Raw genomic sequence first — 17499 nt, forward strand, 5'->3', positions numbered from 1 at the left:
CAGGGGGCGCCGCTGGCGGACCTGCGGAGCCGGATCCGCGGCGGCCGCTTGATGCCCTGCCTGCCGCGATGAGAGCCCTGTTTCTCAAGGTCGAGCGCGGCACGACCGCGCTCGCCACGGCCCTGGCCTGCGCGATGCTGACGGCAGCGGCCGCGCTGGGGCTGTGGCAGATCATCACGCGCTTCGTGATCGAGCGCCCGGCCGAGTGGACCGAGGTGCTGATCCGCTTCACGCTGATCTGGATGGTGTTCCTCGGCATCCCGATGGCCTTCCGCATCGGCGCGATGGTCAGCGTCGACGTGCTCTACCGCTGGAGCGGGCAGCGCCTGCGGCGCTTCCTCGACACGATGGTGGCGCTGGCGGCGCTGCTGCTGATCGGCATCACCATCGTCGTGGGCTGGGACTACGCGCAGCGCGGCAGCGTGCAGACGGTCACCGGCCTCGAAGACGTCTCGATGTTCTGGGCCTACATGTCGATGCCGGTGGGCGGCGTGTTCTCGGTGCTGGCCATCGTGGGCAACTGGCTGGACCCGCAGCGCATGGAACTGGAAACTGCCCAATGACCACGGCAATGGTGTTGACGATGGTGCTGTGCTTCGCACTCACCATCTCGGTGGCGGTGTCGATCGGGCTGGCGGCCATCGTCGGCATCCAGATCAGCAACGTGAACATGCTGGTCGCGGTGAAGGAGATGTTCTCCTCGATCAACAAGTTCCCGCTCGCCGCCATTCCGTTCTTCATCCTCGCCGGCAACCTGATGGAGACCGGCGGCATCAGCCGGCGGCTGGTGGAGTTCGCCAAGAGCCTGGTCGGCGGCGTGCAGGGCGGCCTGCCGATGACCTGCGTGCTGACCTGCATGATCTTCGCGGCGGTGTCGGGCTCGTCGGTGGCCACCACGTTCGCGATCGGCGCCATCCTGATCCCGGCGCTGATCAAGCACGGCTATCCCACGCCCTACGCCGCGGCGCTGCAGGCCACCAGCGCCGAGCTCGGCGTGATCATCCCGCCGTCGATCCCGATGATCCTGTACGGCGTGGCGGCCGAGGTCTCGATCGGCGAGCTCTTCATCGCCGGCGTCGGACCGGGCCTGCTGATCGGCGGCGCGCTGATGCTGTTCGTGTGGCTGTGGTGCAAGTGGAAGGGCTGGGGCAAGGACGACGGCGACGGCCGGCTGCCGGTGGGCCGTGCCACCTGGCAGGCCGCGTGGGCGCTGCTGATGCCGGTGATCATTCTCGGCGGCATCTACGGCGGCATCTTCACGCCCACCGAGGCTTCGGCGGTGGCCGTGGCCTACGCGCTGCTGGTGGGGCTCGTGATCTACCGCGAGATCCGCATCGCCGATCTCTGGCCGATCCTGAAGAAGTCGGTGATCTCGTCGTCGGTGATCATGTTCATCATCGCCAACGCCGGGCTCTTCGCGTACCTGATCACGCGCGCCGGCGTGCCCGACGCCATCGGCCAGTGGCTGAAGCTGGTGCTGGACAACCCGCTGCTGTTCCTGCTGGGCGTGAACCTCGCGCTGTTCCTGATCGGCATGTTCATCGAGACCAGCGCCGCCATCATCGTGCTGGCGCCGATCCTGGCACCCGTGGCGGCCTTCTTCGGCGTCGACCCGGTGCACTTCGGCATCATCATGGTCGTGAACCTCGCTTTGGGCATGATCACGCCGCCCTTCGGCGTGAACCTGTTCGCCGCCTGCACGGTGGCGCGCATCTCGCTGGACCGCATCGTCAGCAGCCTGGTGCCCTTCGTGCTGGTGGTGCTGGCCTGCCTGGCGGTGATCACCTACCTGCCGACACTGTCGCTGGGCCTGCGCGACCTGGTCTACCGCTGACGCGGCCCGGCGCGCCGGGGTGACCGGCGCACCCGGCGCTCAGGGGCAGGCCGGCAGCGCCAGCACCGAAGGCGCCAGCAGCAGCGGGCCCAGCACGGTGCGGTCGGCCTCTGCCAGCAGCTGCGCCTGCAGGCTGCTGCCGCTGCCACTTCCAGCCTCCACCTGCAGCGACGCGGCGCTGGCCACGCCGGCCACCGTGAGCGTGCCGTGGTAGCGCGGGCCGGCATCCCCCGGCCGCTGCGCCCAGGCGCCCTGGAAGCGCAGCTGGCTGCACGGCGCCAGCAGCTCGACGGCGTTGCCTTCCACCACCACCGCGGCACGCGCCGCGGGGTCGGTCAGGCGCAGCAGCAGGCTGCCTTCGGGGGCCGGGCCGGTGGTGGTGGCCGGCGGGCAGGCCAGGCGGTCGGCGAAGCCGGCGCCGCACACCGGCAGCGCCGTCGTGCCGGCGGGCGCGGGGAAGCCCGAGACCGGTGGCCCTTCGCCGTCGCCGGTGCCGCCGACGCCGGGGCCGCAGCCGGCCAGCAGCAGCCAGGCGGCGCACATGGGAGCCAGCAACGCCCCGCGCCAGGTCGGGTGCCAGGGTGCGTTCATTCCTTCGTCTCCCGCTCGCTGTAGAAGTACACGCCGAAGCGCGCGCGGTGGTCGCGCTGCGCGGGCGCGGCAGCGGCCGCGTCGGCGTCGAATCGTTCCTGGGCCTCGGCCATCACCTGCTGGAAGGCCCGCTTCCAGGCCGCCACCGACACCTGCTGCAGCCGCGCTGCCGAGTCGGCCGTGATCTCGTCGACGAACACCGCCTGGTCGAGGAAGTTGGCCTCGCCCTGCAGGTTGGCGGCGGCCGCGGCGGCGTGGTCGTGCAGGTTCTGCGCGAACAGCCACGACAGCTCCTCGAAGCCCTGGCGCGGCACCAGGCCGCTGCCGCTGAGTTCCAGTCCGTCGGCGGTCTCGTGCACGACGCCCAGGCGCAGCAGTTCGTCCAGCACCGCGCGCGGCCGCACGTCGCGGCTGATGCCGGCCACCAGCGCATCGAAGCTGGCGCCCTCGCCGGCGCTGGCGCTGCGGGGCAGCGGCCGCGGCTGGCCGCCCCGGCGACGGTAGGCCGGCGCGCTGCGCCAGCGCGCCACGACCTCGCTGACCAGCCCCACCAGCGCCGGCGGGTCGCCGCCCTGCGCCGCGGCGCCGCGCGTGAGTTCGCGCACGTCGCGCCGGTGCACGCCCGACAGCAGCGTCACGGCGCTGTCGGTCACGGCCATCTGCCTGGCCTGCAGCTCTTCTCGCGCCGCGTCGAGAAACACACGCTTCAAGGCCGCGGCCAGCGCCGGGTAGGTGACGCCGTTGCGCACCAGCAGGCGGACCAGCGGCCGCAGCGCGCGCAGCACGCGGTCGAGCACGAGGGTGGGCTGGGTGTTCATCGGCCGAAGGATCGCACGGGGCAGCGAGGCGGCAGGCGGGTCGCGGCAGGGGTGGTTGACAAGCACATCGAGAGCGTGGGATATTTTCCCACATCGCTGTCGTCACCACAACCCTTCCACGCCGAGGACCTGCCCATGCCGCATCCCGCCCTTCCCCACCGACCCGCCGCGCCCTGGCGCGGCGGCCTGGCCACGCTGGCACTGGCCGGCCTGGCGCTGCTCCAGGCCTGCGGCAGCGGTGACGACGCGCCAGCCGCCGAGCCGCCCGTGGCCCGGCCCGGCACCAACCCGCAGCTGCAGGCCGCCGCCCCCGGCGACCTCGTGGCCTACGCGCAGCAACGCCTGCGCCAGCGCGGCACGGGCACGCCCCAGGCCGGCGCACCGGCACCCGCGCCCACCACCGGCAGCCTCGCGCGTTCGACGAGCACGGTGCAGGAGGCCGGTGTCGACGAAGCCGACCGGCTGAAGACCGACGGCGTGCACCTCTACAGCCTGCTGCCGCGCACCGACCCCACGTCCAGGCTGCAGATCCACCGCCGCGCGGCCGACGGCAGCGTGGCGCCGCTGCAGACGCTGGTGCTGGCCGCGCCGGGCGCCATCGCCGGCGGGCCCGACGCACTGATGCTCAGCGACGACGGCCGCACCGCCGCCGTGCTGGCCGAGAGCTGGGAGCCGCAGGTGCAGACCATGTCGACACCGCCGACGACCGGCCCGGTGCACGAGGCCCGCGTGGCGGTGCAGCGCGTGGACGTGAGCGACCCCGCGACGGCCACGCCCGGCACGCGCGTCAGCCTGCAGGGCTGGCTGGTGGGCAGCCGCCGCATCGGCGACGCGCTGCTGGTCGTCACGCGGCACAGCCCGGCGCTGGCGCTGGACCGGCTGCCGCCGTCCGACACCGCCGCGCGCGAGGCCGCCATCGCCGCGCTGACCGCCCCCGCGCTGCTGCCGAACAAGACGGTGGACGGCGGCCCCGCGCAGCCGCTGGTGGCCGAGAGCGACTGCTACCTCCACGCCGACAACGCCTCGACCTCGCTGGAGACCACCACGGTCACGGTGTTCGACCTGCGCTCGCCGGTGCTGGCGTCCAGCAGCCGCTGCATCGCCGGCGGCACCGAGGCGCTGTACATGTCGCCCACCAGCCTGGTGCTGGCCACCACGCGCTACAGCTACATCCCCGGCGACGGCGCGCGCGTGGCGATGATCTTCCCCGAGGAGATGGACACCGACGTGCACAAGTTCGTGCTCGCGGGCAACGGCGTGGTCGCGGGCATCGACTACCGCGGCTCGGCCACCGTGCGCGGCCATCTCGGCTGGGACGGCAACCAGCGCCCCTACCGCTTCGGCGAACACGCCGGCGCGCTGCGCGTGCTGACCTACACCGGCAGCAGCGGCTGGGCGGTGCCGGCCGACGCCGGCAGCACGACACCGCCCTCGCCCGCGCGGCTGACGGTGCTGCGCGAAGACCCCGCCACGCGCACGCTGCGCACGGTGGCGACGCTGCCGAACCCGCAGCGCCCCGAGGCCCTCGGCAAGCCCGACGAGCAGATCTACGGCGTGCGTTTCACGGGCACGCGCGGCTACGTCGTCACCTTCCGCCGCACCGACCCGCTGTACGTGCTGGACCTGGCCGACGACGCCGACCCGCGCATCGCCGGCACGCTGGAGGTGCCGGGCTTCTCGGAGCACCTGTACCCGCTGGACGGCCGGCTGCTCTTCGGCGTGGGCCGCGACGCCGACCCCACCGGCGCCGTCGGCGGCCTGCGCTTCACGCTGTTCGACGTGCAGGACATGGCGCAGCCGCGGCTGCTGCACAGCGTGGTGCTGGGCGGCGTGCAGAGCCAGTCGGCGCTGTCGGCGTCACCGCAGGGCATCAACTTCTTCGAGCGCGGCGGGCAGGTGCGCATCGCGCTGCCGGTGGACCTGGCCGTGGAAGTGACGACCCAGCAGACGCTGTACTGGCAGCGCGGGCTGCAGCGCCTCGAGGTCGACCTGGCCGCGGCGACGCTGCGCACGCTGCCGCTGCTGGGCGCCACCGAAGGCCCGCAGGCGCATGACCTGGCCAGCGACCGCAGCGTGCAGATCGAGGACCACGTCTACCACCTGCGCAGCGGCAACCTCACCGGCCACGGCTGGGCGCCGTGACGTTCAGGCGCCGGCAACGCAGGCGGCGCGCACCGCCAGCCGTGCTTCGCCGACGCTGGCGATGCAGCAGGTCTTCCCCACGGTCATGGCATCAACCTGCGATGCGGGCGTGCAGCCAGGGCGGCGGCGGCGGCGCGCTGTCGTCGATGCGGCAGGCCGCCAGCAGCGCCGCAGCCGCGGCGTCGGCGGCGTCGGCGCTGGCGGCGTGCACGGTGGCCAGCGGCGTGCCGGCCTGCACAGCCGTGCCCAGGCCGCGCACGCCGCTGAAGCCCACGCGCGGGTCCACCGTGTCGCCGTTGCGTCGGCGCCCGCCGCCCAGCGCCACCACGGCCAGGCCGATGGCGCGCACGTCCAGCGCCGCCACCACGCCGGCCCGCGGCGCCGGCACCACGCGCTGCACCGGTGCCGTGGGCAGCTGCGCGTCGCGCAGCACGTCGGCCGGGCCGCCGAGGGCCGCCACCATGCGCGCGAAACGCTCGGCCGCGGCACCGCTGGCCAGCGCCTGCCGTGCCGCCTGCAGCGCAGCGTCGACGCTGGCGTGGAGCCCGCCCAGGTGCAGCAGCTCGGCGCTCAGGCCCAGCGTCACGTCCAGCAGCCGCGCGTCGGCGGCCCGGCCCGTCAGCGCGTCGAGCGACTCCCGCACCTCCAGCGCGTTGCCGGCCGTGCTGCCCAGCACCTGCGCCATGTCGGTGACGAGCGCGGTGGCCGGCAGCCCGGCGCCGCGCGCCACCTGCACCAGGCTGGTGGCAAGCGTGTGCGCCAGGGCCGCGTCCTGCGCAAACGCGCCGCTGCCGACCTTCACGTCGAGCACCAGCGCCTGCAGGCCGGCCGCGCGCTTCTTGCTCAGGATGCTGGCGGTGATCAGCGGCACGCTCTCGACCGTGGCCGTGACGTCGCGGATGGCATACAGCCGCCGGTCCGCCGGCGCCAGCCGCGCCGAAGCGCCGACGATGGCGCAGCCCACGCTGCGCAGCACGGCGGCCAGGCGGTCGGGCGGCTGGTCCACCGTGTAGCCGGGCAGGGCCTCGAGCTTGTCCAGCGTGCCGCCGGTGTGGCCCAGGCCGCGGCCGCTGACCATCGGCACGACGCCGCCGCAGCAGGCGACGATGGGCGCCAGCAGCAGGCTGACCTTGTCGCCGACGCCACCGGTGCTGTGCTTGTCGAGCACCGGGCCGGGCAGGCCGGCCTGCGACCAGTCGAGCACCGCGCCCGAGGCCGTCATGGCCTCGGTCAGCGCCACGGTCTCGGCGCGGTCCATGCCGCGCAGCAGGATCGCCATCGCCATCGCGCCGGCCTGCGCGTCGCTCCAGCTGCCGTCGGCCAGGCCCTGCGCGAAGGCGGCGATCTCGGGCGCCTGCAGCGTGTGGCCGTCGCGCTTGCGACGGATGATCTCGGGCGCCAGCACCGCCGTCAGTTCAGCCGCGCGATGCGGTCCAGCGTGCCCGGCACCAGCGTCGGGTTGGCCTTCACGTAGGCTTCCAGCGCGTCGATGTCCATCACGCCGGTCTTGCGCTCGGTGCCCTGGCGCAGCACGGTGAAGTTGTCGCCGCCGCTGGCGATGAAGCTGTTCACCGTGACGCGCAACCGCGCATCGGCGGCGATGGGCTGGCCGTTCAGGCGCAGGCTGCCGGGCACGACGCGCTGGCCCATCGGCTGGCTCGCGTCCCAGCGGTAGCTGAAACCGCGGCTGACCTGCAGCATGTGCGTGCGCGTGGCGGTCTGCCACTGCTGTTCCAGCAGCTGCTGCAGCTGCGCGCCGCTGAGCGTCATCGTGACCAGGTTGTTGTAGAACGGCTGCACCGCGAACAGGTCTTCGTAGCGCAGCTGGCCGTCGATGGGCAGCGGCAGTGCGGCGCGGATGCCGCCCGGGTTCATCAGCGCGATCTGCGCGCCGGCGTCCTGCGTGGCGGCCAGCTGCGCATCGGCGATGACCTGGCCCAGCACGCTTTCGCCGGCCGGGTTCTGCTCGCGCGGCAGCGCGCCGCCGATGCGGCCCACCACGCGCTTGGCCAGTGGCGTGGCCAGCCGCTCGTAGGCGGCGATCAGCGCGGTCTGGCGCGGGTCCTTCGCGAAGCTCGCGGTGCGCACGATGACGTTGTCGGCCACCGCGCGCGTGACGTCGCCGGTCCCGGGGTCGAGCGTGAGGTCGATCTCGGTGACGATGGTGCCGTACTTGTCGCCGCTGGTGACGAGCCGGCCGTCGATGCGGCAGTTGTAGGCGCGGTGCGTGTGGCCGGTGACGACCACGTCGACCGCCTTGTCGAGCTTGTTCACGATGTCGACGATGGGGCCGCTGATGCCGGGGCAGGCGTTGTAGTCGCCGGTGGGCACGCCGCCTTCGTGGATCAGCACGACGATGGCTTCCACGCCCTGCTGGCGCAGCACGGGCACGAGCGCGTTCACCGTCTCGGCCTCGTCGCGGAAGGTGAGCCCGGCGACACCCGCGGGCACGACGATGGTCGGCGTGTCCTTCAGCGTCAGGCCGATGAAGGCCACCGGAATGCCGCCGAAGCGCTGGATGCTGTAGGCCGGCAGCAGCGTCTTGCCGGTGGCGTCGACCACCGTGCTGGCGGCCAGGTACTGGAACCTGGCGCCGGTGAAGGGCGCGGGGCCCTTGCAGCCCTCGCTGCTGCAGCCGCCGTTCTGCAGGCGCAGCAGCTCGGCCGCGCCCTTGTCGAATTCATGGTTGCCCACCGCGGCCAGCTGCAGGCCCATGGCCGACAGCGACTCGATCGTCGGCTCGTCGCGGAACAGCGCCGACAGCAGCGGCGTCGCGCCGACCAGGTCGCCGGCCGCGACGAAGACGTGGTTCGGGTTCTTCGCGCGCAGCTGCTGCACCGCGGTGGCCAGGTGCTCGGCGCCGCCGGCGGGCACGGTGACGGTCTTGGTCGGGTCGGCCGGGTCCTGGATGCGGATGCCGCTGGAGGGCGGCTTCAGGTTGCCGTGGAAGTCGTTGATGGCCAGCACCTTCAGCTGCACCGGCTCGGTGGATCGCGGTGTGGCGCAGCCGGCGAGCACAGCGGCGGCCAGCAGGGTGAACGCGGCGGTGGCGAAACGCATGGCGGGAGGTCCTCGTGGTGTCGTGGTCGTCAGTAGCTGGCGGTGCCGGGCGCGGCGCTGCCGCCGCCGAGCGCGGCCTCGATGTCGTTCAGCAGGCCGCTGGCCCCGATGCGAAAACGCTGCGGCGTCACCGCGCCCAGATGCGCCTCGGTCAGCGCGATGAACGCGGCGGCGTCGGCCACGGTGCGGATGCCGCCGGCCGGCTTGAAGCCCACGGCGTGGTGGCCGCCGTCGCGGATGGCCTGCAGCAGCAGCGCCGCGGCCTCCAGCGTGGCGTTGATCTTCACCTTGCCGGTGCTGGTCTTCAGGAAGTCGGCGCCGGCGTCCAGCGCGATGGCGCAGGCGCGGCGGATGCGTGCCGCGTCCTGCAGCTCGCCCGTCTCCAGGATGACCTTCAGCCGCAGCCCGTCGCACGCGCGGCGCACCGCGGCCAGCAGCGCCGGTGCGGCGGCCAGGTCGCGGTACGGCAGCACGACGTCGACCTCCTGCGCGCCGGCCTGCACGATGGCGCCGGTGTCGCGCACGGCGCGTTCGACGTCGCTGCTGCCGTCGGGGAAGTTGGCGACCGCGGCCACCGCCACGTGGGCCGGCAGCTGCACACGCGCATGCGCCGCGAAGCGCGGCCACACGCAGACCGCGGCGGTGGGACCGTGCGGGCCCGTCGCACGCCGGCACAGCGCGTCGATGGTGGCGGGCGTGTCGTCGTCGTTCAGGCTCGTCAGGTCCAGGCACGCGAGCGCCAGGCGGGCGGTGTCTTGTGGTGTCGGCATGGTCACAGCTCCAGTCCCGCGACCACGGCTTCGAGCAGGCCCACGGCGCGCTCGCTGGCGGCTTGCGCAGTGGCCATCGTGTGGGCGTGGCTCAGCGTCTCGTCGGCCATGCCTGCCGCCATGTTGGTCATCAGCGAGAGCGCCAGCACGCGCATCCTGGCGTGGCGCGCCAGGATGGTCTCGGGCACCGTGCTCATGCCCACGGCCTGCGCGCCCATGCCGCGCAGCCAGCGGATCTCGGCCGGCGTCTCGAACTGCGGCCCCATGACCCAGGCGTACACGCCCTCGAACAGCGGCACGCCCAGGCGCTGCGCCACCGCGAGCGCCTGCGCGCCCAGCGCGGGGTCGTAGGCCGCCGACATGTCGACGAAGCGGTGGTCGCCGGTCTCGTGGAACAAGGGGCTGCGCTGCACGACGTTGATGTGGTCGCGCAGCAGCATGATCTGCCCCGGCGCCATCGCCGGGTCCATGCTGCCGGCGGCATTGGTCTGCAGCAGCACCTGCACGCCCAGCGCCGCCAGCGTGCGGATGGCGCCCTTCATGCCGTCGGGCTCGCCGGTCTCGTAGGCGTGCTTGCGGCCGGCGAGCACGGCCACCGGACGTCCGCCCAGCCGGCCCAGCCGCACCTGCCCGGCATGCCCGCCCACGCCCAGCGCGGGAAACGCCGGCAGCTCGCCGTAGGGGATGTCGACGGCGTCCTGCACCCGCGCGGCCACGGGGCCCCAGCCGGTGCCCAGCACGATGGCGATCTCTGGCGCGATGCCGCTGGCGCGCAGCCGCGCTGCGCTGTGTTCGATGGCTTGTTCAGGAGTCATGTCAGATGCTCGGGGCCGAAGCTGTGCGGCAGCAGGTCGGCCAGTGTCGTGCGCAGGCGCACGGTGTTCAAGTCGGCGATCCACACCGGGCAATCGCCGGCCGCGAACTCGCGCAGCTTCTGCCGGCAGCCGCCGCAGGGCGTGACCGGGTCGGCGGCCACGCCCACCACCGCCACCGCGCGCACGCGGCGGCCGCCGGCGCTGACCAGGTGCGCCAGCGCCGACGTCTCGGCGCACCAGCCTTGCGGGTAGGCGGCGTTCTCGACGTTGCAGCCGGCGTGCATGCGGCCGGCTTCGTCCAGCACCGCCGCGCCCACCAGGAAATTCGAGTACGGCGCGTGGCCGTGGGCGCGCACCGCGCGCGCGGCGTCCACCAGCGCCTGCAGCTCGGCGTCGCTGACCGGCGCGGGGTTCGTCGGCGTCATGGCTTGGTCTCCGTGCGCGGCAGCCAGCCCAGGCTGCGTGCGTGCAGGCTCTGCACGTACAGCCGGTCGGGTGTCTCGGTGATGGCGGTGGTTTCGGGGTAGGCCCCGCTCGGGTCCTGCAGGTCGGCGACGATGCGGCCGTCTTCGGTGAAGGCGATGACGTGGCCGTAGGCCGGCGGCACCGGCCACAACACGCGCGGCAGGCGCAGCGTCATGGCGCGCAGCCACGGCCGGCCGGCCATGCCGTCGACGACCGCGCTGCGCGGCTTGGCCAGGCCGAGCCAGATGCGGCCGTCCAACCCGCGCATCAGGTTGTCGGGGTAGCCGGGCAGGTTGTCCAGCAGCACACGCGCCTGCGGCGCGGGCTGGGCCACGTCCAGTGCGTTGGCGGCGGTGGCGATGGCCCAGACGCGGTACTTGCCGGTCTCGTTGACGAACAGCGTCCGCCCGTCCTGCGACAGCGCGATGCCGTTGGCGAAGCTCAGGCCGCGCGCCACCACGCGCGTGCTGCCGGTGGCGGGGTCGTGCTCGATGACGCGGCCGGTGGCACTCTGCTCGAGGATGTCGAGCACGCTGGCCTCGAAGGTGCCGCCCCACTGCGCGGGCGCGAAGCGCGTCGAGGCGTCGGTGAGGTAGATCTTGCCGTCGGGCGCCACCACCACCGCGTCGGCGTAGCGGATGGGGTCGCCGCCGATGCGGTCGGCCAGCACGGTGGTGGTCTTGCCGTCGGCGCTGATGGCCAGCAGCCCCTTGAAGGCATCGGCGGCGATCAGCCGGCCGGCGGCGTCGAAGTCGAAGCCGAGCACGCGGCCACCGGTGTCGGCGAACACCTGTTGGCCGCTGCCGTCGGGCTGCATGCGCAGGATCCTGCCGCTGGCCACGGCCGCGTACAGCAGGCCGTCGCGGCCCAGCACGATGTGCTCGGGGCCTTCTTCGCCACCGAGCGCGATGCTGCGCAGCCCGGCCAGCCGCGTGTTGACCGCGTGCACGCCGGTGTAGCCCGGCGCAGGCGGCGCCACCCAGGCCACCGGCTGCACCGGCACCGGCCACAGCGCCAGGTACGCGCCCAGCGCCACCAGCGCCAGGCCCAGGACGAGCAACAGCTTCTTCATCGCAGGCTGTCTTTCAGCGTTCCTTCACGTACGGCCGGCCCAGCGCCGCCGGGGCGTAGGCGCGGCCGATGAAGCCGGCCAGCAGCACCACCGTCAGCACGTAGGGCAGGGCCTGGATGGCCTGCACCGGCACTTCGCCCAGGCCGGGGATCACCACGCCCTGCAGCCGGATCGAGACCGCGTCCAGAAAACCGAACAGCAGGCACGCCAGCAGCGCGCCCACCGGGTGCCACTTGCCGAAGATCATCGCTGCCAGCGCCATGTAGCCGCGGCCGGCCGTCATGTTCGGGATGAAGCTCGGGTTCTGCGCCAGCACCAGCGAAGCACCCGCCAGCGCGCACAGCACGCCATTGAGCGCCAGCGCCTGGTAGCGCAGGCCCAGCACCGAGACGCCGGCGGCGTCGACCATCGCCGGGTTCTCGCCGGCTGCACGCAGCCGCAGGCCGAAGCGCGTGCGGTACAGCAGCCACCACACCCCCGCCACCAGCGCCAGCGCCAGGTAGACGAGCCAGGTGTGGCCGAAGAAGGCCAGCGACAGCGCACGGCCCACCACCGGCACGGTGGCCACCGCCTGGCCGGCCTCGACGAACCAGGGCGACAGCCGCACCGTGTCGGGCAGCGGCGGCGTCTGCCCGCCCTGCGCGAACCAGGCGATGCCCAGCACCACCGTGAGGCCGGCGGCCGTCATCGTGATGGCCATGCCGAGCACGACCTGGTCGCCGCGGTGCGTGACGCAGGCGTAGCCGTGCAGCATGCTCAGCGCAATGCCCACGCCCAGCGCCGCCAGCAGCGCCAGCGGCAGCGACTGCGTGAACGAGCCCACCGCCGCGGCGGCGAAGGCGGTCAGCAGCATCTTGCCTTCCAGGCCCAGGTCGATGACGCCGGCACGCTCGCACAGCACGCCGGCCAGCGCGCACAGGATCAGCGGCACCGACACGCGCAGCGTGCTGCCGAGCAGGGTGCCGATCAGCAGTTCATCCACGGCGGCCTCCGGTGGCCTGCCACAGCCGGCCCAGCAGCGGTGCCGCCACCTGGGCCATCGCACCGGCGAACAGCACGATCAGGCCCTGCAGCATGAACACCATGTCGCGGCTGAAGCCGTTGATCTCGAACGCCAGCTCGGCCCCGCCCTGGTACAGCGCACCGAACAGCAGCGCCGCCAGGACGATGCCCACCGGATGGTTGCGCCCGATCAGGCTGACCGCGATGCCGGCGAAGCCGGCGCCGGCCACGAAGTCGGGCAGCAGCCGGCCGTGCACGCCGGCGATCTCGTTGATGCCGACGAAGCCCGCCAACGCGCCGCTGGCCGCCATCGCCAGCAGCACCAGCCGCTTGGGACGCATGCCGGCGTACAGCGCGGCCTCGGGCGCAAAGCCGACCGCGCGCACCGCGTAGCCCGGTTGCGACTTCCACAGCCCCAGCCACACCAGCACCGCCGCGGCCAGGGCCAGCAGCACGCTCAGGTTCAGCGGCGTCTTCGGCCACGCGATGCCCAGCCAGCCCAGCGCCTCGTGCATGCCGGGCAGCCGCGCCGATTCGGCGAAGGCACGGCTCTCGGGCGTCATGTTGCCGGGCTCCTTCAGCGCGTTGACGAGCAGGTAGCCCATCAGCGCCGCGGCGATGAAGTTGAACATGATGGTCGTGATGACGATGTGGCTGCCGCGGTACGCCTGCAGCGCCGCAGGCACCGCGGCCCAGGCCATGCCGAACAGCGCCGCGGCCACCACCATCAGCGGCAGCATCAGCCAGGCCGGCAGCACCGCCGACCAGGCCAGCGCCACCAGCCCCGCGCCGAGCCCGCCCATCATCGCCTGGCCCTCGGCGCCGATGTTGAACAGGCCGCCGTGGAAGGCCACCGCCACCGCGAGACCGGTGAAGACGAAGGTGGTCGCGTAGTAGGCGGTGTAGCTGAGGCCGGCGGCGCTGCCGAAGGCGCCCTTGATCAGCAGCGCCATCACCTGCGCGGGGTCGAAGCCCACCAGCGTGACGACGAGGCCGGCCACCGCCAGCGCCAGCGCCAGGTTGAAGGCCGGCAGGACAGCGACGTCGATCCAGCGCGGCAGCTCGACGGGCGTGCTCATGCGCTGGCCGGCTCCGCCGCAGGGACGGCATGCGCCGCATCGGCGCCGCCCATCAGCCGTCCGAGCGCAGCCTCGTCGCACTGCGCGATCGGCAGCTCGCCGCTGATGCGGCCGGCGTTCATCACGATCACGCGGTCGGCCAGCGCCAGGATCTCGTCGAGTTCGGACGACACCACGAGCACGGCGCCGCCGGCGTCGCGCATCGCGCGCAACCGGCCGTGGATGAACTCGATGGCGCCGATGTCGACGCCGCGCGTGGGCTGACCCACCAGCAGCACCTGCGGTGCGGGCAGAGCCTCGCGTGCCAGCACCAGCTTCTGCTGGTTGCCGCCGCTGAACCGGGACGAGCGCAGCGCCGGGTTGCGCGGGCGCACGTCGTAGTCCTCCATCATCTGCGCGCAGTCGTCGCGCATGCTGCGCTGGCGCATCAGGCCGCGCAGGCTGTAGCGGCCCTGGTAGCCCAGCGCCGCGGATTCCCAGGCCGCGAACGGCAGCACCAGGCCGCGCTTGTGGCGGTCTTCGGGCACGTGGGCCAGGCCCAGGCTGCGCGCGGTGGCGGTGTCCAGCCAGTGCCGCGGCGCGAACGTGCGGCCGCCGAGCACCAGCGTGCCGGCGCTCGGCGCCAGCATGCCCGACAGCACGTCCAGCAGCGCGCTCTGGCCGTTGCCCGAGACGCCTGCGACGCCGACGATCTCGCCCGCGCGCAGCTGCAGCGACACGCCGTCGAGCCGCAGCACGCCGAGCGCGTCGCGCCACTGCAGGCCTTCGGCCTGCAGCAGCACCGGGCCCGGCTGCGCGTGGCTGCCGGCCTCGCGGCCGAGCTGCACGCGGCGGCCCACCATGGCCTCGGCCAGGCCGTCGATGCTGGTGTCGGCGATGGCGCAGTCCAGCACCACCGCCCCCTGGCGCATCACGGTGACGGCGTCGCACAAGGCCATGATCTCCTTGAGCTTGTGCGTGATCAGCAGGACCGTGGTGCCGCGCGCGCGCAGCCCGCGCAGCGTGGCGAACAGCGCCTCGGTCTCCTGCGGCGTCAGCACCGCGGTGGGCTCGTCGAGGATCAGGATGCGCGCGCCGCGGTACAGCGCCTTCAGGATCTCCAGCCGCTGGCGCTCGCCGACCGGAAGGTCGGCGACGAGGCTGTCCAGGTCGACCACCAGGCCGGTGTCGCGCATCAGCACGTCGAGCCTCGCGCGCACGGCGGCGCGCGCGCGCCGCAGCCGCCAGCCGGGCTCGGCGCCCAGCATCACGTTGTCGAGCGCGCTCAGCGTGTCCACCAGCATGAAGTGCTGGTGCACCATGCCGATGCCCAGCGCGATGGCCTCGCGCGAGCCGGTGATGCGCGCGGGCCGGCCCTCGATCGCGATCTCGCCGCTGTCGGCCTGGTAGAAGCCGTACAGGATGGACATCAGCGTGCTCTTGCCGGCGCCGTTCTCGCCGACGATGCCGTGCACCGTGCCGGGCTGGACCGTCAAGTGCACGTCGCGGTTGGCGTGCACCGCACCGAAGCGCTTCTCGATGTGCCGCATCGCCACCGCAGGGGCAAGGCCGGGCGCTGACGACCCGGCGGCCCCGGCCGCCACGGTCGCCATCAAGCGGCCGCCGCGGAACTGGCGCTGCCAGGCCGCCGGCGGCGTCCCCTGGGGGGAGCGGCGAAGCCGCTACGGGGGGGCCTCATTTGCAGGCGTTGTTGGCCATGTAGTCGATGACCTTGATCTTGCCGGCGATGATGTCGGCCTTCGCGGCGTCGACCTTCTTCTTCATGTCGGCGCCGATCAGCTTGGCGTTGTGCTCGTCGAGCGCGTAGTCGACACCGCCTTCCTTCAGGCCCAGGGCCTGCACGCCGGGCGTGACACCCTTGAAGGCGTTGTAGACGGCCACGTCCACGCGCTTGACCATGCTGGTGAGCATGGTGCCGGGCTGCAGGTGGTTCTGGTTGCTGTCGACGCCGATGGCGTACTTGCCCGCGTCCTTGGCCGCCTGGTAGACGCCGATGCCGGTGCCGCCGGCCGCGGCAAACACCACGTCCACGCCGCCGGCGAACTGCGCCTTGGCCAGTTCGGCGCCGCGCGCCGGATCGTTCCAGGCGGTGGGCGTGGTGCCGGTCATGTTGGCGCTGACCGCCACCTTCGGGTTGGCATACTTCGCGCCCTGCTCGAAGCCGCACTGGAACTTGCGGATCAGCGGGATGTCCATGCCGCCGACGAAGCCCACCTTGCCGGTCTTGCTGGCCATCGCGGCCAGCATGCCGACCAGGAAGCTGCCTTCGTGCTCCTTGAACACCGTGCTCTGCACGTTGGGCAGGTTGACGACGCTGTCGATGATGGCGAACTTCAGCTTCGGGAAGTCCTTGGCCACCTTCTCCATGCTGCTGCCCTGGCTGAAGCCGATGCCCACGATGGGGTCGGCACCGCGTTCGGCCATGCGGCGCTTGGCCTGCTCGCGCTGCGTCGGGTTGCTGATCTCGAATTCGAGGTAGGTCTTGCCCGTCTCCTTCTTCCACTTCTCGGCGCCGTCGAACGCGGCCTGGTTGAAGGACTTGTCGAACTTGCCGCCCATGTCGTAGATGACGGCGGGGTCGGCCAGCGCGGCGCTGCCGGCGGCGGCCAGGGCGGCCAGTGCAAACGTCTGCTTCAGCATGGTGGGGTGGTCTCCTGGCACAACCGGCCATTTGCGGGGTGCGGCAGGATAGCAAGACTCGCGCCGCGCACACCCCCCCGGTTCCCCGCACGCCGCACACTTGCGGCGGCACGGCGTTTGCTGGAGCCCTGCCCTAGGATGCCGCCATGACCTCAGCACTCGACATCACCGCCGCCGCACTGCCCAAGGTGCTGCTGCACGAACACCTCGACGGCGGCCTGCGCGTGGCCACGCTGTTCGACCTGCTGCAGGCGCGCGGCATCGCGTGCCCCGCGCACGACGTGCCGGCGCTGTCGGCCTGGTTCGACGCCAACGCCCATGCCGGAAGTCTGGTCAAGTACCTCGAGGGCTTCGCGCTCACGGTGGCCGCGATGGCCACGCCCGCGGCGCTGGAGCGCGTGGCCTTCGAGGCCGCCGAAGACGCGCGCGCCGACGGCGCGGTGCTGGCCGAGTTCCGCATCGCGCCGCTGCTGTTCGAAGCCCACGGCCTGCCGGGCGACGACGTGGTGCAGGCGTTGCTCGCCGGCCTGCGGCGCAGCACGCTGCCCAGCGGGCTGATCGTCTGCGCGATGCGGCAGCTGCCGCCGGGCGAGACGGTGCGCGCGGCGGAACTGGCGCTGCGCTGGTTCGGCCGCGGCGTGGTGGGTTTCGACCTCGCGGGCCCCGAGCACGGCTTTCCCCCCGGCGACCACGCACGGGCGCTGGCGATGGTGCGCGAGGCCGGCCTGCCGCTGACGTTGCACGCAGGCGAAGCCGACGCCGCCGAGCGCGTGCTGGAAGCCGCCCGGCTGGGTGCGCGGCGCATCGGCCACGGCGTGCGCCTGGCCGACGCGCTGGCCGACCCGGCGCGCCGCCCGCTCGTCGACGAGGCGCTGGCGCTGGGCCTGCACCTGGAGGTCTGCCCCACCAGCAACGTGCACACCGGTGCGGCGACCTCGGTCGCCGCGCATCCGATCACGGCACTGTGGCGGGCCGGCATCGGCCTGAGCTACCACACCGACAACCGGCTGATGAGCCGCATCACGCAGAGCGCCGAGGCGCAGACGCTGCTGCGCGAGACGCCGCTGACGGCGGCCGACCTGCTGGCGATGGCGCGGCAGGCGGCGCAGGCCTCGTTCCTGGACGCCGGCGCGAAGCAGGCCGCCGAGCGCGCGATCGCGGCCTTCGCCGCGTCGCCGCCGTGACAGGCGGCGGCCCGCGCGCGACCTAGA

The 17499-nt window shown here is 73.1% G+C and carries 16 protein-coding genes; 4 read left to right on the forward strand and 12 right to left on the reverse strand.

The genetic code is table 11. The features are described from left to right. The first annotated feature begins 68 nt into the window (after window positions 1-68). Together ACPOLB_RS14435 and ACPOLB_RS14440 are read left to right on the forward strand one after the other, a co-directional pair. Complete coding sequence (locus tag ACPOLB_RS14435; RefSeq protein WP_425256691.1) at window positions 69-563, forward strand: TRAP transporter small permease; 495 nt, start codon at window positions 69-71, stop codon at window positions 561-563. Continuing rightward, entirely contained in the window at window positions 560-1834 is a 1275-nt protein-coding gene (locus ACPOLB_RS14440) for a TRAP transporter large permease (RefSeq protein WP_425256692.1), read from the forward strand. The genes ACPOLB_RS14435 and ACPOLB_RS14440 overlap by 4 nt, the downstream gene beginning before the upstream one ends. A gap of 39 nt (window positions 1835-1873) precedes the next feature. On the opposite strand, the gene ACPOLB_RS14445 is transcribed toward ACPOLB_RS14440, so the two are convergent. Together ACPOLB_RS14445 and ACPOLB_RS14450 are read right to left on the reverse strand one after the other, a co-directional pair. After that, window positions 1874-2425, reverse strand: a complete 552-nt coding sequence (locus ACPOLB_RS14445) for a hypothetical protein (RefSeq protein ID WP_425256693.1) — start codon at window positions 2423-2425, stop codon at window positions 1874-1876. Then, window positions 2422-3243, reverse strand: a complete 822-nt coding sequence (locus tag ACPOLB_RS14450) for a DUF6502 family protein (RefSeq protein ID WP_425256694.1) — start codon at window positions 3241-3243, stop codon at window positions 2422-2424. Before ACPOLB_RS14450 ends, ACPOLB_RS14445 begins: the two co-directional genes overlap by 4 nt. A gap of 135 nt (window positions 3244-3378) precedes the next feature. Between ACPOLB_RS14450 and ACPOLB_RS14455 the strand changes: the two genes are divergently transcribed. After that, window positions 3379-5385 carry a beta-propeller domain-containing protein gene (locus tag ACPOLB_RS14455; protein WP_425256695.1) on the forward strand — a complete coding sequence of 669 codons (2007 nt, stop codon included), beginning with the start codon at window positions 3379-3381 and terminating at the stop codon, window positions 5383-5385. Window positions 5386-5476: 91 nt separating this feature from the next. On the opposite strand, the gene deoA is transcribed toward ACPOLB_RS14455, so the two are convergent. From deoA to ACPOLB_RS14505, 10 genes are all read right to left on the reverse strand, one after another. Beyond that, the gene (deoA, locus tag ACPOLB_RS14460; RefSeq protein ID WP_425256696.1) at window positions 5477-6790 is read right to left on the reverse strand and encodes a thymidine phosphorylase; all 1314 of its coding nucleotides are present in this window, start codon (window positions 6788-6790) and stop codon (window positions 5477-5479) included. Between the two features lie 5 nt (window positions 6791-6795). After that, window positions 6796-8445, reverse strand: a complete 1650-nt coding sequence (locus tag ACPOLB_RS14465; RefSeq protein ID WP_425256697.1) for a bifunctional metallophosphatase/5'-nucleotidase — start codon at window positions 8443-8445, stop codon at window positions 6796-6798. Window positions 8446-8474: 29 nt separating this feature from the next. After that, entirely contained in the window at window positions 8475-9215 is a 741-nt protein-coding gene (gene deoC, locus ACPOLB_RS14470; RefSeq protein ID WP_425256698.1) for a deoxyribose-phosphate aldolase, read from the reverse strand. A 2-nt stretch (window positions 9216-9217) separates the two neighbouring features. Beyond that, a complete protein-coding gene (locus ACPOLB_RS14475) occupies window positions 9218-10030 on the reverse strand; it encodes a purine-nucleoside phosphorylase (RefSeq protein ID WP_425256699.1) in 813 nt (270 codons plus the stop codon). Then, on the reverse strand, window positions 10027-10455 hold the full coding sequence (locus ACPOLB_RS14480) for a cytidine deaminase (protein WP_425256700.1): 429 nt from the start codon (window positions 10453-10455) through the stop codon (window positions 10027-10029). Before ACPOLB_RS14480 ends, ACPOLB_RS14475 begins: the two co-directional genes overlap by 4 nt. After that, window positions 10452-11567 (reverse strand): SMP-30/gluconolactonase/LRE family protein, encoded by a 1116-nt coding sequence (locus ACPOLB_RS14485; protein ID WP_425256701.1) that lies wholly within the window; start codon window positions 11565-11567, stop codon window positions 10452-10454. The genes ACPOLB_RS14480 and ACPOLB_RS14485 overlap by 4 nt, the downstream gene beginning before the upstream one ends. A gap of 13 nt (window positions 11568-11580) precedes the next feature. After that, window positions 11581-12549 (reverse strand): ABC transporter permease, encoded by a 969-nt coding sequence (locus tag ACPOLB_RS14490; protein ID WP_425256702.1) that lies wholly within the window; start codon window positions 12547-12549, stop codon window positions 11581-11583. Further along, the gene (locus ACPOLB_RS14495; RefSeq protein ID WP_425256703.1) at window positions 12542-13648 is read right to left on the reverse strand and encodes an ABC transporter permease; all 1107 of its coding nucleotides are present in this window, start codon (window positions 13646-13648) and stop codon (window positions 12542-12544) included. The genes ACPOLB_RS14490 and ACPOLB_RS14495 overlap by 8 nt, the downstream gene beginning before the upstream one ends. After that, a complete protein-coding gene (locus ACPOLB_RS14500) occupies window positions 13645-15177 on the reverse strand; it encodes an ABC transporter ATP-binding protein (RefSeq protein WP_425261931.1) in 1533 nt (510 codons plus the stop codon). Before ACPOLB_RS14500 ends, ACPOLB_RS14495 begins: the two co-directional genes overlap by 4 nt. A gap of 145 nt (window positions 15178-15322) precedes the next feature. Beyond that, the gene (locus ACPOLB_RS14505; protein WP_425256704.1) at window positions 15323-16288 is read right to left on the reverse strand and encodes a BMP family lipoprotein; all 966 of its coding nucleotides are present in this window, start codon (window positions 16286-16288) and stop codon (window positions 15323-15325) included. A gap of 146 nt (window positions 16289-16434) precedes the next feature. Between ACPOLB_RS14505 and ACPOLB_RS14510 the strand changes: the two genes are divergently transcribed. Continuing rightward, a complete protein-coding gene (locus ACPOLB_RS14510; RefSeq protein WP_425256705.1) occupies window positions 16435-17472 on the forward strand; it encodes an adenosine deaminase family protein in 1038 nt (345 codons plus the stop codon). Window positions 17473-17499 lie beyond the last annotated feature (27 nt).

The organism is Rubrivivax soli, from assembly GCF_049810355.1.
In the GTDB taxonomy this organism is placed as follows: Bacteria; Pseudomonadota; Gammaproteobacteria; order Burkholderiales; family Burkholderiaceae_C; genus Rubrivivax.

Bases quoted from the DNA above. Each gene is read 5' to 3' on its own strand.
- ACPOLB_RS14435 (WP_425256691.1), top strand. From the start codon at position 69: ATGAGAGCCCTGTTTCTCAAGGTCGAGCGCGGCACGACCGCGCTCGCC.
- ACPOLB_RS14440 (WP_425256692.1), top strand. From the start codon at position 560: ATGACCACGGCAATGGTGTTGACGATGGTGCTGTGCTTCGCACTCACC.
- ACPOLB_RS14445 (WP_425256693.1), bottom strand. From the start codon at position 2,425: ATGAACGCACCCTGGCACCCGACCTGGCGCGGGGCGTTGCTGGCTCCC.
- ACPOLB_RS14450 (WP_425256694.1), bottom strand. From the start codon at position 3,243: ATGAACACCCAGCCCACCCTCGTGCTCGACCGCGTGCTGCGCGCGCTG.
- ACPOLB_RS14455 (WP_425256695.1), top strand. From the start codon at position 3,379: ATGCCGCATCCCGCCCTTCCCCACCGACCCGCCGCGCCCTGGCGCGGC.
- ACPOLB_RS14465 (WP_425256697.1), bottom strand. From the start codon at position 8,445: ATGCGTTTCGCCACCGCCGCGTTCACCCTGCTGGCCGCCGCTGTGCTC.
- deoC (WP_425256698.1), bottom strand. From the start codon at position 9,215: ATGCCGACACCACAAGACACCGCCCGCCTGGCGCTCGCGTGCCTGGAC.
- ACPOLB_RS14475 (WP_425256699.1), bottom strand. From the start codon at position 10,030: ATGACTCCTGAACAAGCCATCGAACACAGCGCAGCGCGGCTGCGCGCC.
- ACPOLB_RS14480 (WP_425256700.1), bottom strand. From the start codon at position 10,455: ATGACGCCGACGAACCCCGCGCCGGTCAGCGACGCCGAGCTGCAGGCG.
- ACPOLB_RS14485 (WP_425256701.1), bottom strand. From the start codon at position 11,567: ATGAAGAAGCTGTTGCTCGTCCTGGGCCTGGCGCTGGTGGCGCTGGGC.
- ACPOLB_RS14495 (WP_425256703.1), bottom strand. From the start codon at position 13,648: ATGAGCACGCCCGTCGAGCTGCCGCGCTGGATCGACGTCGCTGTCCTG.
- ACPOLB_RS14500 (WP_425261931.1), bottom strand. From the start codon at position 15,177: ATGCGGCACATCGAGAAGCGCTTCGGTGCGGTGCACGCCAACCGCGAC.
- ACPOLB_RS14505 (WP_425256704.1), bottom strand. From the start codon at position 16,288: ATGCTGAAGCAGACGTTTGCACTGGCCGCCCTGGCCGCCGCCGGCAGC.
- ACPOLB_RS14510 (WP_425256705.1), top strand. From the start codon at position 16,435: ATGACCTCAGCACTCGACATCACCGCCGCCGCACTGCCCAAGGTGCTG.